This is a genomic window from Acetobacteraceae bacterium, assembly GCA_004843345.1.
Lineage (GTDB): Bacteria > Pseudomonadota > Alphaproteobacteria > Acetobacterales > Acetobacteraceae.
Window position 1 is genome coordinate 1008791 of sequence record CP039460.1, and the last position, 16908, is coordinate 1025698.

The window sequence follows — 16908 nt, forward strand, 5'->3', positions numbered from 1 at the left end:
TCTTTCCCCGAAGAAAAAGAACCTGCAAGATCAGGCTTGGACGGTTAAAAATTTAACTGCTATAATCTGTTCTTGTTTTATTAAGATTTTCCGTGTCACATTCTTCTAATCTTCCGCCATCATCCACCTCTAAAAAAAGGCCTCAAATAAGACCTGCCCGCTTTGTAAGCGGCAGTATCCCAAAACATGTCTTCATCATGGCAGGAACAGGATGCATCGGACTTATCTCCATTTTTCTGGTCGATTTATTAAATTTCTTTTATATTTCTGCGCTTAAAAATCCCTCTTATACAGCTGCTGTCGCCTTTGCAGGCTCTATTGGCTTTATTCTTTCCGCGATTTCCATTGGCAGTTCCATTGGCGTTTCAGCAACGGTTTCCCGCCTGATTGGCGCTAAAAAACGGGGTAAAGCCCGGCGCTATGCCGCAAGCTTTCTTGCCATTGTGGTTGTTATTGCGGCGATTTTAGCTGCCTTAAACTTTATTTTTGCCCGCCCTTTGGTTGAATTGATTGGCGGGAAGGGAGAGGCCTTGGACGGTGCTGTCCTCTTTTTACGCATTTTAGCGCCTGCTTTCCCCCTTCTCTGCCTTGTCATGGCTATTTCTGGCCTTCTCCGATCTCTTGGAGAAGCAAATGCGGCAATGCGTGTTACCCTAAGTGGCGCTGTTTGTGCGGCAATTTTAGATCCTATTTTTATTTTTGGACTTCATTTAGGTCTCGTCGGTGCGGCATTAGGCACAATTTTTTCCCGCATCCTCATTTGCTTTAACGGCTGGTATCATCTTCGGCATCATAATGTTTTAGCCATTCCCAAACTCAAAGATATAAAGCCTGCGCTCAAGACCATCGCCCCGATCGCTTTGCCAGCCATTGCCACCAATTTAGCAACACCTGTTGGCAATTTATTTGTCACCCGTACCATGTCCCATTTTGGGAATGACGCCATTTCAGCCCTTTCTGTTATTGAACGCTCTGTCCCTGTCTGTTTTGCTTTTGTTTTTGCACTTACAGGCTCTATTGGACCGATTATTGGGCAAAATTTTGGGGCTCGGATTTTTGAACGGATCAAGGAGACCTACCTTTGGTCGCTTCGCTTCACCCTAATCTGTGTTGGTCTTATTTGGCTCTTTTTCTTTGCAAATCAGAATTTTCTGATCGCAATCTTCCACATTCAGGGCGTCGGCGTTCCTTTAATTCATTTTTTCTGCAATTTTTTAGTTGGAAGCTATGCTTTTTTAGGACTGCTTTTCGTTTCCAATACTGCTTTTAACAATTTAGGCTTTGCCTTTTTTTCAACGCTTTTTAACTGGGGACGTGCGACTTTAGGAACAATTCCTTTCGTAATGATAGGCGCTCATTGGGGGCCTGAAGGCACGCTTGCAGGCATGGGGGCTGGCATGACACTTTTTGGAACGTTAGCCTATTTCAAAGCCAAAAATGTCATTGAAAATCTCTCCTTGCGCTTTCCAAAAGAAGACAGCTAAATCTCTGCCTCTTCTGCTGCAAAAACAGCCTGATAAAAACGCCTTTCACGGGTCAGCGCATCTAAAACTATTTCCGCCTGTTGAAAGCCATGACCCTCTTCTGGATAAAGATGAAAGCTTGCGCAAGGAAGTTTTTCTGCAAGTTTTTTAGCCTGTTCCGCTGGCACAACACGATCTCTTCCGCCATGTAAAAACAAAATAGGGGCGGTTAGACGTTCAAGCCACGAAATAGGGGATCTTTCTGTATAAACGGCTTTTTCTTCAGGATATTTTCCAACCAAAGATTCCACATAATAAGCTTCAAAACGAGGGCCTTCGCCAGCCAAAGCGGAAAGGTCCGTTACCCCATAAAGACAACAAGTCGCTTTAAAAGGGGAGTTTTCCTGCACTAAAGCGGCTAAAGCCGTTAAACCGCCTGCACTGCTTCCCCGTATAACACATCTTTGCGGATCAATCGGGGCAATTTCTAAAAGACATTTGGCTGCCTCACAACAATCCTGCACATCCAAAACACCCCATTTTCCATTCAAAGCTTCCCGGTAAGCTCTGCCATAGCCGGCAGATCCCCGATAATCGACTTCAAGAACCGAAAATCCTTGGCTAGTCCAATATTGAATGCGCAAATCTAAAGCGCCTTGCGCTGATCCTGTTGGCCCTCCATGGACTTTCACGATAAGCGGTGTTTTGCCTTCTTTTAGAAGCTTTTGAGAGGTTGCTGGGTAGTAGAGCGCTCGTAAAGGAAAAATCCCTTGAGAGGGTAAAAATTCAAGCTGTTTAGGGATAGAAATCTCTGAAGGGGAAAGGTTTTGAGGCAGTTCCCAAGAATACCGAAAAATTTCCAGCTGTTTTATCTTTTTACCGGCTGACAACGAAAATGCCACCAAAGAAAGGGGCGCATCTGCAGGTGCATTCAGACAAATAAAAATCCCATTTTCCAATCTTTCTGGCCGAAAAACAGGAAAAATCCCTTCTAAAACCTGCCAGCCTGTTTTTTCTTCAAAAAACCATAATTTCCCAACTCCTTGAGACAAAGAGCGTCCTAAGAAAATTTTCTCACCCAAAGGCAACAGGCTTTTTTGAGAAAATTGCCAGGCTGGTATCCCGATTTCTTCGGGTGCTGGTGAAAAATCTTCCCTTTTCGCTTCTAAAACCCCTTTTTCTTCAGACAAGGTAAAAAGAACAGGATTCCACATGCCCATTTTATCAGAAAGTGCAGATAAAATAGGGGATTTTTTATCCCAATGAGGCTCCATTAAACTTTCTTGTCCGTTATCTCCTGCGATAAGAAAGGGTGTTTCTTCTGGATTTTTTAAAGAAAGACATTTTAAGGCTGTCGCTGTCCAAGGCATTTCGCCTTCTTTCCAAGAAATAAAAGCAAGATAATTTCCATCCGCAGAACAACATGGCGAAGCAAAAAAATCACGTCCTGAAAGAAGGGTTTTCTCACAAATTTCATCTAAATTTTTAAGAGAAATATAAACAATTTCCTGTGCTTCAGTCCCATTTTCAAAACGTTTTTCTTTAACGGCAAAACACCCTTTTTTCTCAGAATCAAAGGAAAAATCCGCATAAAAATTTTCACTTTCAGCGGAAGATTCGACCAGTTGAATTTCAAGATTTTGGGCCCAATTCTTTGGTGAGAAAAAACTTGCCCAAACGCCACCTCTCTTAGAATCTGCATAAACAAAAACAAAATTTTGTTCTGTTTTATCCCAATATCCTGCCCAAGATCCACCGCCATATTCATTGACTTGAGCGCCAATCTCCACAAAGGAAGAAGAAAAATCTATCCATTTCCGTTCCGTTTGGGAAAGAGAGAGATTTATGCCGCAAAGATGACGTTTTCCACCCGTTTCTAAAGATTTTTCAAGCCAGACAGCCCAATTTCCAAGCGCTTTTAACTCAGAAATTTGACGATTTTTTCCATTGATTAAATCAGCAGTCACCCATGAAGCAGCCATAAAAATCCTGTTTTTAATGTTTTTCCCTTTATTTTAGGAAATAACAGTTTTTTCCTCTTCTGACTTCCTTTAAAAGAAAGGCTAAGACGGTTTTCAAAAATTTATGGAGAGATCCTCTGCCTTGTCATCTGCCAAGCTTAACGGCTTTTTTTCATTTAAGCACTTTTCTTGAGCCTTATTTCCAAAATTACGGCTATTGGGTTGTTGGCGTAACGATTTTTTTGGAAAGTATCGGCATTCCCCTGCCAGCAGAAACTCTGATCATTGCCATCTCTCTTTATGCAGCAAGTACGCATGCGCTTAATATTTTTATCATTGCAGCGCTTACGATTTTAGGGACAATTTTAGGCAATATTATTGGTTATGGGCTTGGTCGGAAATTTGGCAGCAAACTCCTTGAACATTATGGAAAATATATCGGTTTAGATGAAAACCGCCTCTTAATTGGACGGTATCTTTGCCATAGATGGGGACGTATTACGATTATTTTCAGCCGTTATTTTGCCTTTTTGCGTCTCTTTGCCTCTTTGATTGCGGGCACATTACAGATGAAATGGCTGCGTTTTTTAGTGGCAGATATTGTCGGCAGTATTCTTTGGGGATTAACCTATAGCGTTGGGACTTATTATTTTGGAGAACAGGTTTTAAAACTGCCTCTTTATGGGATTATTGCGGTTGTTGTTCTTATCCTTATAGGCTTTGGCGCTTTTCTTTATTTCATCAAAAAAGAAGAGCAGAACCTCTTAAAAAAGGCGCAGCTCTTCTTTGAAACAGCGGAAAATTCCCCTAAACTTTAAAAAGAAGGGCGAACGCAGATCATTAAAACCAAAATCATCATTAAAATGGTCGGCACTTCGTTAAAAAAGCGGTAAAAACGCTCTGGATTTTGATTTTTCCGCACAACAAAAGCTTTTTGATAATGAAAACAAAAGCCCTGAAAAACAATTAATCCAGCAATACAGGCCAATTTTATCCACCACCACGCACTTTGCCAGTCAATCACCCCTGGCAAAAAGCTCATGATACCGCCCGTTAAAAGCGTAAAAACCATGGCAGGTGCCATAATTTGACGCAAAAGCTTATGTTCCATAACGCAATAACGCTCATAGGCCTTGGGCTCTTCACATTCATCTAATTGCGCATGGTAAACAAACAAACGGGGAATATAAAAAATACCCGCCATCCAAGCCGTAAAGCCCATGACATGAAACGCTAAAAGCCAAGGAAGATAAGCAATCACGTTAAATTTTTTCCCTTAAAGCCTGAGAAAGAATTTTCTCAACATCAGATATGTTATAGGCAACAGCAACTTGGCCTTCTTTAAAAAAATCTGGCACTTTTTGCCCAGGATGGCGCAGTAAAATACAGCGCATTCCAGCATTGAAAGCGGCTTTTGCACCCGCGTCACTATCTTCAACAACAATTGTTTTTTCGGGTGAAATTTTTTCCTCTTCAGCCCCTAAAAGATAGACATCTGGCGCAGGTTTTGGTTTTCCCATATCAACAGCGGAATGAACCTTGTTTGGATCGATTTCATCCTCGATTTTAACGGCTTTAAACTTAGCCTGCATTTCATCCATCGATGAATTTGAGCCAACATGGAAGGGAATACCTGCCTTATTTAACTTTTGAAGAAGCGATTTTACACCGTCAAACGTGCGTGCTTCTGTTTTCATAACAGAAATAAAATGCGCTTTGAGCAATTCATCCGCATTTTCAGGGAGTTCCTCTGACGATAATTTACGCAAAATTCTAATAATTTCAGGCATTGAATGGCCTAGAAAATATTTTTCTGCCTCTGGAATGGTCATCTGAATGCCATATTTTGCGGCAAAGTCAACCGAAGCTTTTTGAGCCGCTGGCTCGCTATCGACTAAAACGCCATCGCAATCGAACAAAACGAGCTCTGCCTTTGGATAAGAAAGGAATTTCTCTAAATTTTGTGAGCTAGATTCCACCATGGATTTTATCCTTATTTTAAGAATTTTTAGGCAATGCCCGAATAGTTTCCACCAAATCTTTTACATTTTCAACAGGTGTAAATTGTGGCACACCATGACCTAAATTGAAAATATGCGGCCTGTTTTTCAAAATTTGGCAAATTTCCTTGGCCGTTTCTCTCATTTTTTCGCCCCCGCAAAAAAGCAAAGCAGGGTCTAAGTTCCCCTGAATGACAATATTTTCAGGAATAAGTGGCAAAATTGTTTTTAAATCTGCGGAAACATCTAAACTCACCGCATCAACACCTGTTTCAACCGCATATTCAGGCACCATAACCCCTGCCAAGCGTGGAAATCCAATCACTTTTGTTTCTGGATGAGAGTCTTTAAGCGCTTTGCGAATTTTCTTTGTCGGTTCAATGACCCATTTACGGAATTCATCTGAAGGCAGAATGCCAGACCATGAATCGAAAAGCATCACAGCCTGCGCACCAGCATCAATTTGTCCCCGAAGAAGTTCAATCGTGCCTTCAGTTAAAATCTCCATCAATTTTTGATAACGATCCGGATGATTAATCATCATTTTTCGGAGTTCGAGAAACGTTTTAGAGCCACTTCCCTCGACCATATAGCAGGAAACAGTGAAAGGACTGCCTGCAAATCCAAGTAAAGTTGTCGTTTTTCCAGCCAATTTTTGGCTTAAAATCTTTAAAGCTTCACGCACAGGCGCCATTTTTTTAAAAGCTTCTCCTGATTTTAAGGCTTTTTCACATTCCAAGAGATCTTTTTCTTCTCTGACAGGGGGCATAACAGGCCCAACCCCTTCTGGAAATTTTAAATCCCGTCCTAAAGCCCAAGGAAGAATCAAAATATCAGAAAAAAGAATAGCGCCATCCATGTCATAACGATCTATGGGTTGCAGTGTAAGTTCCGCTGCAATTTCAGGCGTTAAACAACGGGTTAAAAAATCGGCCTTTGAACGCCATTCTCTAAATTCTGGCAAATACCGACCTGCTTGTCGCATCAACCAAACAGGAGGAGGCCATGTTTCTTGACCCGAAAGGGTTTTTAACAAAGGTAAATTTGAAGAAAAACGCATGAAAACTTTCTAACTTTAAAAATAAATGATGCAAAATGCTTTAAAACTTTCTCCTACTAAAAAATCGTTTTTTGAGCTGTGGATCAAGTGAAATAAAGACTGGGGATGAATTTCTTTATTATATTTAATTAAAGATTCAAAAAAAGAAAAAGAATAAAGTCTTGTGGAAAGTGGGGTTTCTTTTTAATCCCTTTATTATCCACAGAAACATACACAAAATAAATTCATTTTCAGCCCTGTAATCTTTAGAGTCTTTGAAAGTATTTTATATTTTTAACAAAAGAGAAAAAATTTTATCCTCAAAGGGATAGTTTTCTGGATAAGGTAAGGGTTATTCACAGCTAAAAATTATTCTTAGGAATTATGCACATTCACTAAATTTTTATCCCAGAGTCATTCACAGGTTTATACACAGATTCTGTGGATGAATTTTGGATAAAATTTAAAATACAGGGAAAGAAAAATGGATTTAGAAATTTCTTTTCCGCTTAAAAGATCGAATATCATCTTAGCAAGCGGTTCTAAAACAAGGGAGAAAATTTTAAAAGATGCAGGTATTTCTCCCCGATTATTTCCTGTGGATTGCCCTGAAGAAGCCCTAAAAGCCGAATTTTTAAAGAAAAATGACTCTCTGAAAGATATTTCCGGACAATTAGCACTCGCAAAGGCGCAGATTGCCCAAAAAAAGCTGCAAAAAGAGACTGATTTTTCTCAAAATCAATCTTTAATCATTGGTGCAGATCAAATTTTAGAATGTGAAGGCGAGCTTTATAATAAACCAAAGACTTTAGAAGAAGCCGAAAAACAGCTTTGGGGAATGCGTGGAAAAACGCAGTTTTTACATACGTCCTTTTGTCTTTTGCAAGAAAGGCAGCCTGTTGTGATCTATACAGAAAGTCCAAAATTGAAAATGCGGCATTTTTCAGAAGCTTTTTTGAAAGCCTTTATTGATTTTGAAGGGGAAGAATTGCTTTTTTGCGTTGGCGCATGCCGTATTGAAGGGCCTGGCATTCAGCTTTTTGAAAAAATCGAAGGCGCACAGGAAACAATTTTGGGATTGCCGCTTTTTCCGCTTTTATCTGCATTGAGAGAAAGAAAATTGCTTCCCGTTTAAAAAATATCTTGCGCTTGGATAAGAAGACAAGATATAGAAAGCAAAGATGAAAAGCACGCTAAGTGCTTTCTAAATGGGGCCATAGCTCAATTGGTAGAGCGCTTGCATGGCATGCAAGAGGTCGTCGGTTCGATTCCGATTGGCTCCACCATTTTTTCTTAAAAATTTCTGTAAATATTGTTTAGGACTTTGGAAGAAGATCCAAGACGGTTTCGGCTGGTCTGCAGAGGCGTATTCCCACGGGACTTACAACGATCGGACGGTTGATTAAGACGGGATGTTCAACCATAAAATCAATAAGCTGTTCATCGGTGAGCTTTTCATTCTCAAGCGCTAATTCTTTATAAATTTTGCCATTTTTACGCAGTAGCGCGCGTGCCGTTATTCCCATTTCAGTAATGAGCTTAACCAATTCTTCATGAGAGGGAGGCGTTTTAAGATAGAGAACAATCTCAGGTTCAATCCCATGATTACGGATGATTTCCAAGACTTTGCGTGACGTTCCACAGGCTGGATTGTGATAAAGAATTATATTGCGCATCATAATCTTCTTAATAAATTATAAAATAATGGAAAAATCCCGATTTATGGGAAAACGTCTGGCTCGACAACGCCATGGTTGCCATAGACGCCAGGGCCCGTTGGACCGCCCGGATAAGGCGGTGGCAGAGGGGGTTGAGGCGTGACTTTAAGCTTGGCATCAAAGTAAGGATCTGTAATCGGTAAAGTCCCATAAGAAGGGTAGGAAGCTCCAGGTAAGTTGGTAATTCCAACCATTGGATTAGGTGCTTTTTTTAATCCTAAAGCTCTTTCAAGAACTTCTTTGCGGTGTTTTTTTGCTTTATTGGCTTGGAGTTGTCGATAAGCCATTGGGGCTTCGGTTTCAGCATGGCTTGAGCGATGGGTGTTATTTGCCGCAAAATCTTCGCCCATAACCATGGCTTCTGATCTTCCTGAGAGAAAAGTGAAGAAAAGAAGGAAGAAAAAGCAAAAAAAGATTCTTTTTTGAGCGAAATTAGAAATAAAAGCCTCTTTTAAGACATGCGAGAATGATTTTGGGCGCTCTTACGTCCCTTATATCATAGTTATTTAAAGGGATAAAAATTATTCAGGATAATTGATGATTTTAGGGCGAGGGCGGGGGAAGACTTTTCCCACTGTGGTAATGAAAATAAAGCCATTTGAGCCATATTCGGCTAGGAAAATTTGGCTTGGATCGCTGATGCCATAGCTTTTCATGTCTTTTTCCAGCTCTTCCTCTGTTTTTTCAATGCTGGCAAGGGCATTGCTTCGGACAATACCGTGATAAATGACAACAGTGGCAGGGACACATTTTTCATCACAGGTTACGGTGAGTGAGCCATTAGGTTCTAATTGCGCGTAGGCGACTTCGCTAAAGGAAAAAATCCCTTGAAGATTGAGTTGTGAAGCCACGTTTAAAATATCGATATTGCTGTTTCGGGCCGTGATGACATCCATAAGAAAATGCCCGTCCCGAATAATAGGAATAGGCGTGCCAATCGTCACACGGTAAAAAAGATCAGTTTTGAGATAAAGATAATTGACACAAAATAAAACAAAAACGCTCAGAAAAAGCGCCACAAAAAAGCTTAAACAGCTGGGGCTGTAAAGGCCGCCCCCGACAACACCCCCCATAATAAAGTTACCAATGAGATCAATCGCATTCATTTGTGAGAATTGTGTTCGACCTGTATAGCGCAAATAAGTCAAAATAATCGCAAAGCCAAAAACGAGCTTTACAAACATTGTGAAGTAATAAAAATGGTCGATTACATAAAGATAATGTAAAAAAACGTGCAAAAAATGGATGAACATAAAGATGTTTTCTTTGGGAAAAGATGCGTGAATGGCCTGATGCCCATCATAAGAGATTGCCGAAAAGATGGCTAGGGAATGAAATTTTTGCAGCGATAGAGATATACAGAGTTTAAGAGGTTATCGATCGTTTCAAAAAAGCTTTAATTGATAAAAGAGCCTTCTGAGTGTCAGAAGGCTTGTTTTATGAACTGCCTGCTCGGCAGTAAACAGGAATCATTTCTTCTCCGCCTCCTTTGCAGATTTCTAAGTTGCCTGTGCGGCAGTGAACGAGATGTCATCTCAACACTAATTGTATCACCATTTCTAAGCTGCCTGTGCGGCAGTGAACTAATACGCGCTCTGATGATGTAGTCGACGCATTTTCTAAGCTGCCTGTGCGGCAGTGAACCAGATGACAGCGTTCGGGAAATCGTGGGAATGTTTCTAAGCTGCCTGTGCGGCAGTGAACACCTCTTAATCTCATTAGACCGCCCAGCTTTTTTTCTAAGCTGCCTGTGCGGCAGTGAACGAAACAGAAAAAAATCCAGACGGCACGCCTTTGTTTCTAAGCTGCCTGTGCGGCAGTGAACAAATAGTACATTAACATTCGTAGATAGTAACGTTTCTAAGCTGCCTGTGCGGCAGTGAACACGGAGTAACACTTGGGGGGTCTATCGTAGAAATTTCTAAGCTGCCTGTGCGGCAGTGAACGGCGTGGTGCAAACTCCTTCCAATCCTGCACATTTCTAGGCTGCCTGTGCGGCAGTGAACGATAAAAACAACAACACAGGAATCGAATGGACTTTCTAAGCTGCCTGTGCGGCAGTGAACCTCTTCTCCGCTTCCCCTCAAGAAACGTTAAATTTCTAAGCTGCCTGTGCGGCAGTGAACTGACCTGAGCATGTGCCTCCGCCAAACGCTTATTTCTAAGCTGCCTGTGCGGCAGTGAACTTTGTTCTTTTAAATAATCTTCATCCCTTTAGTTTCTAAGCTGCCTGTGCGGCAGTGAACAGACGATTATAGAGCGCCATGGCGTACATCTTTTTCTAAGCTGCCTGTGCGGCAGTGAACGAGACTGTTGCGCCTTCCATTCGTCGCTAGGCTTTCTAAGCTGCCTGTGCGGCAGTGAACCACCGCATTACCATAGACAAAAGCACAGCCTTTTTTTAAGCTGCCTGTGCGGCAGTGAACAAATCCTAAATTAGTAGCCGACTTTGTTTCAATTTCTAAGCTGCCTGTGCGGCAGTGAACGAGACAGATATGGCTTTAGATAAAAAATTAGATTTCTAAGCTGCCTGTGCGGCAGTGAACCCACCAAAATCGCCTTTTCTAACGTTTTTTGATTTCTAAGCTGCCTGTGCGGCAGTGAACTCTATTGGAGCAAACCTCCCTTAAAGATTAAATTTCTAAGCTGCCTGTGCGGCAGTGAACATTAAAAAGAAAGTATGAAGAAGCTCCCTTAATTTCTAAGCTGCCTGTGCGGCAGTGAACATATACTACTCCAGCCGCCAGAAGTGCAAGATTTTCTAAGCTGCCTGTGCGGCAGTGAACTTAGTCGTAACATAATTGCCCTCAACTTGTGGTTTCTAAGCTGCCTGTGCGGCAGTGAACTTATTGTTTTTGACAAAAAAAGAATGAAAAGTTTCTAAGCTGCCTGTGCGGCAGTGAACTTGCCTTCTTTTATCCAAAAAGGAATGCGTATTTTCTAAGCTGCCTGTGCGGCAGTGAACATGGCGTGGTATGTTTGGGAGAGGGGAATGACTTTCTAAGCTGCCTGTGCGGCAGTGAACCTACTGCAATCTTCACAACAGCGGAAGCTGACTTTCTAAGCTGCCTGTGCGGCAGTGAACAAAAAGTCGCTATTCGTATAAACAATATTCAATTTCTAAGCTGCCTGTGCGGCAGTGAACAACAAACAAACAGGAATATTTATCATGTCATTTTTCTAAGCTGCCTGTGCGGCAGTGAACAAAAGGCGAAGATCATCGAGAGTTTTACAAAATTTCTAAGCTGCCTGTGCGGCAGTGAACATCTTCAAGCCGTGCCATGGCGTGGTATGTTTTTTCTAAGCTGCCTGTGCGGCAGTGAACACCTGCCGACTTACTATAATTATGTTTATCAATTTCTAAGCTGCCTGTGCGGCAGTGAACAAAATCAATTCGCATCGAAGAAACATAAACCCTTTCTAAGCTGCCTGTGCGGCAGTGAACGGGCGCAAGGATTGCAAGGTACAAATGTTAATTTTCTAAGCTGCCTGTGCGGCAGTGAACATTTTTTAAAGCATGATTTATCTAACATGGGATTTCTAAGCTGCCTGTGCGGCAGTGAACTACTTACAGGGACGATATGGGAACCATCTGCTTTTCTAAGCTGCCTGTGCGGCAGTGAACATTTTTGTGATCTTTTCTGGCGTCACGGATACATTTCTAAGCTGCCTGTGCGGCAGTGAACGTGACCCACTTCCCGAAGGCGCAATCAGCTTATTTCTAAGCTGCCTGTGCGGCAGTGAACGACAGAAATATGGAATCAATCTAAGCCCCGCGTTTCTAAGCTGCCTGTGCGGCAGTGAACCCCCCGATATCACCTTCTTTTACATTTTGTGATTTCTAAGCTGCCTGTGCGGCAGTGAACATCTGATGATACCATGAAGCCATTTTCTAAAATTTTCTAAGCTGCCTGTGCGGCAGTGAACTAGAGATACATGCCTGATCTCCCAAGGAAAATCTAGGAAAAAAAGTTAAAATCACGTTTTTACCCTTTTTTATCGCCCTTCATTCTAATCCCAGAAATCAGCGTTTCTTTTTCCTTTAAAAAAATTAGGGTGATTTTTCTTGCTTTTCTTTTAAGGGGCGTTCCTAATGAAATACAGGTTTTGAAAATTAAGGGAAGAGAATGACTGACCCCGTTGAGACTCCTAAAAAGCTTAAAAAGCGCAAAACGCCTTATATTTCGCCGAGTGATTTAAAAACCATTCTCCATTCTAAGCGGGCAAATTTGTATTATCTTGAATATTGCCGTGTTCTGGTCAATGGCGGACGGGTTGAGTATGTCACGGATACAGATCGAAAATCGCTTTACTGGAATATTCCCATAGCAAATACAACAACGCTTCTTTTAGGGAATGGTACTTCGATCACGCAGGCTGCCATGCGGGAACTCGCCAAGGCTGGGGTTATGGTAGGGTTTTCAGGTGGGGGTGGAACGCCTTTATTCGCAGGGACAGATCATCAGGATCAGATTGATTTAACGTGGCTTTCGCCTCAAAGTGAATATCGCCCAACGAATTATTTACAAGCTTGGGTTTCTTTTTGGTTTCAGGAGGAAGGGCGTTTAAGCGCTGCAAAATCGTTTCAAACGGCCCGTTTGGAGCGGGTTGAAAAATCATGGCTTTCCCGTTCTATGCAGGAAAACGGTTTTTGCCCTGATCTTGCTAAATTTCAGGAGGTTTTAAAAACAGCCCGACAGGAAATTGCGTTAGCGGAAACGGTAGAGGCGCTTTTGATGGCAGAGGCCCGTCTGACAAAAATGCTTTTTGCTTTGGCGGCGAGGGCAACCCATTATGGCGATTTTACCCGTGTAAAGCAGGGGGAGGGGAAAGATGCGGCAAATAAATTTCTCGATCATGGGAATTATTTGGCTTATGGGCTAGGCGCAACCGCAGCGTGGGTTTTAGGGCTTCCTTTTGGTTTAGCGATTTTACACGGAAAGACACGGCGGGGCGGATTGGTTTTTGATATCGCAGATTTGATTAAAGATTCCGTGATTTTGCCAAATGCGTTTATTTCGGCGCAAGCAGGCGAAGAGGAGCAGCAATTCAGGGGACGGTGTATTCGGGCGCTCATCGCAACAGAGGCGCTGGATTTTATGATTTCCCAGACGGAAAAAACAGCGATGGAAACCGCTTTTAGCTATGGGATGGGCGGTAAAGGATAATGGAAGTTCTATTCGTTTCCCAATGTGATCATAAGGCTCTGAAGGAAAGCCGCCGAATTTTAGACCAGTTTGCATGCCGGACAGGGGAACGCTGCTGGCAAACACCGATGACAGAAAAAGGACTGGAAACGCTTCATAAAATGCTGAGTTCTACGGCCCGTAAAAATACAGCGGTAGCGTGTCACCGTATTGGCGGACGGGGTGGTGCAGAACTTAAATGGATTGTTGGGGATTGGCGGCGTTTTGATGCGTTTGGAAAAGTGCCAACACAAAGCACAGAGTTAAATCTTTTAAGATTAGAGGATGAAAACCATTGGGATAGTGGCGAAAGCGTACGTCTTCTGGCCCGTATGGCTGGGCTTTTACATGATTTGGGAAAAGCCAGCCGAGCCTTTCAGGAAAAGTTGAAGGCAACAGAAATTCAGCCCAATCTGCTGCGTCATGAATATCAGTCTGCCCGCCTTTTTGCGTATTTTGTGCGCCAGTCTGGGACAACAGACGCCGATTGGCTAAAGCGTTTGGAACAAGGTGAAGGGGAAGTGCTTTCACATTGGCTTCCAGCATGGGGGCAGGATTTTGAATCTGAAAATAAAGTCAGAATTTTTGAAAATCTTCCACCCTTGGCGAAAGCCATTCTTTGGCTGATTTTTTCCCATCATCGTTTGCCTGTTTCGCCTGACAGTGCGTTTTTTGGAGGGAAGGTTACGGGGCTGAAGCTTGATTTGTTAAATCATCCGCTTGCGAAGGTTTCTGCCGATTGGAATAATCAAAGGCCAGATTCACCCCATTCCTTTGAGAAATACCATGATTTTGGCATGTTGGAAGGGGTGCTTCAATCAACTCTTTTTTCAAAAAGTCTTAAAAATACGGCAAAACGCCTTTTATCTTTGGAAGAAAAGCAAAAAGACTGGCATGGCTGGCAAGAGGATCTTTATATCCTCCATCTGGCCCGTTTGAGTTTAATGTTAGCCGATCACCACGTTTCCTCATGGGAAAGAGTAAAATTGCCGCCTCTTAAAAAGGGGCAGGCTGTTGCCAATACGGGGAGGGACAATGCGCCCAAGCAATCTTTGGTTTGCCATTTAACAGAAATCGCCAAGCAGGCTGGCAGCATTGCGTGTTTTTTAGAAAAATTCACACGGCCTTTGACGGTTCTTCCCTCTTATAAAATGAAGCGTTTTCGCCAAAGAGTGCCGGCAACCTTACCCGACTATGTTTGGCAGAATAAGGCTTGGGACGAAGCGTTGGAAATACGCAGCAAAGCGCTGGAAAAGGGGGCTTTTATCGTGAATATGGCCTCAACAGGATCAGGGAAAACGCTGGGCAATGGGAAAATACTGGCTGCGCTGACTTCAGAGAAAAAACCGTTGAGAATGACTTATGCGTTAGGGCTTCGGGTTTTGACCCATCAAACAGGCGAAGTGTATCGAGAGCATCTTTCCTTAGAGGATCAGGAGCTTGGTGTTTTTGTCGGCGGAGCTGTCAGTCAGGAAATTGCAGCATTTTTAGAGGAAAAATCTCAAGAAAAAGGATCGGAATCAGAGGCTTTTTTGTTACCTGAGGAAATCGGCGAGATGGCTTTTGAAACGGATCCTTCAAAAGAGGAAGATTGGGAGAAATATCCTTTATTGTCTGCGGTTTATGGAGTTGGGCAGGAAAATGGGCGGCGAAATAAAAAAGACCGTTCTTTTCTAGATGCGCCTATTCTGGTTTGCACCGTGGATCACCTTGCGCCAGCGACCGAGGCTTGGCGGGGCGGACATCAAATTAACCCGATGTTGCGTTTAATGTCTTCGGATCTCATTTTGGACGAATTAGATGATTATGCGCTTGAGGATTTGCCAGCTTTGACCCGATTGGTCTGGTATTCTGGCATGCTGGGGCGGAAGGTTTTGCTTTCGTCTGCGACTTTGCCTGAATCTCTGGTGCGGGGAATGTTTTTGGCCTATCGGGCAGGGCGTGAAATTTATTTGAAAAATCATGGGGGATATAGCGGAGCTTCTGCAAGCGATAGGGCAGAGATTCCTTGTCTTTGGGTAGATGAGTTTAACGCTAAAAGTACGATTTGCCCTGATGAAGCTGTTTTTAAAGCAGCGCATCAGAAATTTGCACAGAAAAGGGCTGAAAAACTTTTAAAAAAGGCGAAGGAAAAGCCACTGCGTCAAGGTAAGATTATTGGGCAGGGTGTTTTACGGGGAAATCTGCAAGAGAAGGAGATTTACCCTGTTTTAGCAAGGCTGTACCGAGAGGAAGCTTTAAAACTTCATAAGGCGCATGGTGAAGAGATTCAAGAAGGTGTTTTTCAAGGGAAAAAACTCTCTTTTGGTTTGATTCGAATGGCGAATATTCGGCCGCTTTACCGTGTTTCGCAGGCTTTTTTTGAACTTGGATCTGAGAATGAGGAGACGCAGTTTCATTTATGTGTCTATCATTCCCGTTTTCCATTGATTTGCCGTTCGGCCATTGAGGCTGGTTTAGATAGAATTTTTAACCGAAAAACAGGCAAAGAAGGGCAGGAAAACAAGCCTTGGCAAAAAAGGGAAGTTCGGGAAATTTTAGCGCAAAGTCCAAAAACGGTTAAAAATCATATTTTTATCGTGTTGGCTTCGCCTGTTTGCGAGGTTGGAAGGGATTGGGATGCCGATTGGGCGATAGCGGAGCCCTCGTCTTTGCGTTCGATTATCCAGTTAGCAGGCAGGGTGCAAAGGCATCGAAAGAAAGCGCCGAAAAGTCCCAATCTGCTTTTGCTTCATAAAAATGTGAAGGCGATCAAGGGCGGTGGAAAAGTTGCCTATGAAAAGCCAGGATATGAAAGCCAGACATGGCAACTCAAAACACATGATTTGGAAACGCTTCTCCGTGCTGCGGAATATAAAACCATTACCTCTATTCCAAGACTGCTCGAGCCACCGCAGCGCCTTCCTCGGCAAGATTGGGAAGTGCAAGGGAAAAATCCATTTTATGTTGGAAAAATAGGGGATTTGGAGCTTGCAAAAACGAAAGAAGGCATGGATGCTAAACCAAAGAAATGGGGAAATCCTCAAGGAAGAGCCATGGGGCAGCGAGAAGCGGCTTTATGCTGGTGGCAGGATTTTTCTGAAACGTCTTTGACAGGGCTTTTGGCGCAAAATCAGCCGTTCAGAGAGCAGAGCTTTCCGCAAATAGCGCTGGCTTTTGTTTGGGATACGGAGAATGAAAAGCTTTGTTTTCAACAGGCTGTTCCTACAAGGGGAAAGGAACAGCTTTATGTTTCTGCAGAAAGATCATTGGTTTCTCAGAAAATTTCTTTCGGAAAAAATATAACGCCCTGGAATACAGCTTCTTTAGAAGGGCTTTTGAAAGAATGGTTGGAAAATTTTAAAGGGGAGAGCGAAGAAAGCGTTCAGATGGAAGCGAGACGCATGACAGCTTTTTCAGCCTATAAAAGAGATGAAACGCAAAAATGGCAGTTTAATGATGTGCTGGGATTAGATTTAATATGAAGCTTTCAGCAGAGATAAAATTTTTACAGAAAGGCCTTAACGGAGATAGATTTTCTCTCAAAGGCAGGATAGGGTTT

12 protein-coding genes, 1 tRNA gene and 1 CRISPR repeat array are annotated in these 16908 nt (G+C 42.6%); of the genes, 6 read left to right on the top strand and 7 right to left on the bottom strand.

Translation table 11 applies throughout. The annotated features are described in order from the left end of the window. Window positions 1-197 precede the first annotated feature (197 nt). On the top strand, window positions 198-1484 hold the full coding sequence (locus tag FAI40_05135) for a multidrug transporter (protein ID QCE35750.1): 1287 nt from the start codon (window positions 198-200) through the stop codon (window positions 1482-1484). On the opposite strand, the gene FAI40_05140 is transcribed toward FAI40_05135, so the two are convergent. Beyond that, window positions 1481-3445, bottom strand: a complete 1965-nt coding sequence (locus FAI40_05140) for a S9 family peptidase (GenBank protein ID QCE34783.1) — start codon at window positions 3443-3445, stop codon at window positions 1481-1483. The two genes, FAI40_05135 and FAI40_05140, sit on opposite strands and share 4 nt — an antisense overlap. 59 nt (window positions 3446-3504) lie before the next feature. On the opposite strand from FAI40_05140, the gene FAI40_05145 reads away from it, so the two are divergent. Further along, a complete protein-coding gene (locus FAI40_05145) occupies window positions 3505-4242 on the top strand; it encodes a DedA family protein (protein ID QCE34784.1) in 738 nt (245 codons plus the stop codon). Here FAI40_05145 and FAI40_05150 read toward each other — a convergent pair. The 3 genes from FAI40_05150 to FAI40_05160 are packed head-to-tail and all read right to left on the bottom strand — an operon-like array spanning window position 4239 to window position 6484. Then, window positions 4239-4646 carry a CopD family protein gene (locus FAI40_05150; GenBank protein ID QCE35751.1) on the bottom strand — a complete coding sequence of 136 codons (408 nt, stop codon included), beginning with the start codon at window positions 4644-4646 and terminating at the stop codon, window positions 4239-4241. The two genes, FAI40_05145 and FAI40_05150, sit on opposite strands and share 4 nt — an antisense overlap. Window positions 4647-4686: 40 nt before the next feature. Further along, on the bottom strand, window positions 4687-5406 hold the full coding sequence (locus FAI40_05155; protein ID QCE34785.1) for an HAD family phosphatase: 720 nt from the start codon (window positions 5404-5406) through the stop codon (window positions 4687-4689). Between the two features lie 16 nt (window positions 5407-5422). Further along, window positions 5423-6484, bottom strand: coding sequence for a uroporphyrinogen decarboxylase (locus FAI40_05160; GenBank protein QCE34786.1), 1062 nt, complete (start codon window positions 6482-6484; stop codon window positions 5423-5425). Between the two features lie 463 nt (window positions 6485-6947). Between FAI40_05160 and FAI40_05165 the strand changes: the two genes are divergently transcribed. Beyond that, the gene (locus FAI40_05165; GenBank protein ID QCE34787.1) at window positions 6948-7598 is read left to right on the top strand and encodes a Maf-like protein; all 651 of its coding nucleotides are present in this window, start codon (window positions 6948-6950) and stop codon (window positions 7596-7598) included. A gap of 75 nt (window positions 7599-7673) precedes the next feature. Continuing rightward, window positions 7674-7749, top strand: a tRNA-Ala gene (locus FAI40_05170). 30 nt (window positions 7750-7779) lie between these two features. Here FAI40_05170 and arsC read toward each other — a convergent pair. The 3 genes from arsC to FAI40_05185 form a co-directional block, all read right to left on the bottom strand. Beyond that, window positions 7780-8139 (bottom strand): arsenate reductase (glutaredoxin), encoded by a 360-nt coding sequence (gene arsC / locus FAI40_05175; protein ID QCE35752.1) that lies wholly within the window; start codon window positions 8137-8139, stop codon window positions 7780-7782. Window positions 8140-8183: 44 nt separating this feature from the next. Then, on the bottom strand, window positions 8184-8531 hold the full coding sequence (locus FAI40_05180) for a hypothetical protein (protein ID QCE34788.1): 348 nt from the start codon (window positions 8529-8531) through the stop codon (window positions 8184-8186). 171 nt (window positions 8532-8702) lie between these two features. After that, window positions 8703-9434, bottom strand: a complete 732-nt coding sequence (locus FAI40_05185; GenBank protein ID QCE34789.1) for a DUF421 domain-containing protein — start codon at window positions 9432-9434, stop codon at window positions 8703-8705. A gap of 183 nt (window positions 9435-9617) precedes the next feature. Further along, window positions 9618-12108: a CRISPR direct-repeat array (repeat unit 28 nt; unit sequence TTTCTAAGCTGCCTGTGCGGCAGTGAAC). 200 nt (window positions 12109-12308) lie between these two features. On the opposite strand from FAI40_05185, the gene cas1f reads away from it, so the two are divergent. Continuing rightward, the gene (cas1f, locus tag FAI40_05190) at window positions 12309-13349 is read left to right on the top strand and encodes a type I-F CRISPR-associated endonuclease Cas1 (protein ID QCE34790.1); all 1041 of its coding nucleotides are present in this window, start codon (window positions 12309-12311) and stop codon (window positions 13347-13349) included. Next, the gene (cas3f, locus tag FAI40_05195) at window positions 13349-16831 is read left to right on the top strand and encodes a type I-F CRISPR-associated helicase Cas3 (GenBank protein QCE34791.1); all 3483 of its coding nucleotides are present in this window, start codon (window positions 13349-13351) and stop codon (window positions 16829-16831) included. The genes cas1f and cas3f overlap by 1 nt, the downstream gene beginning before the upstream one ends. The last annotated feature ends 77 nt before the right edge of the window (window positions 16832-16908 follow it).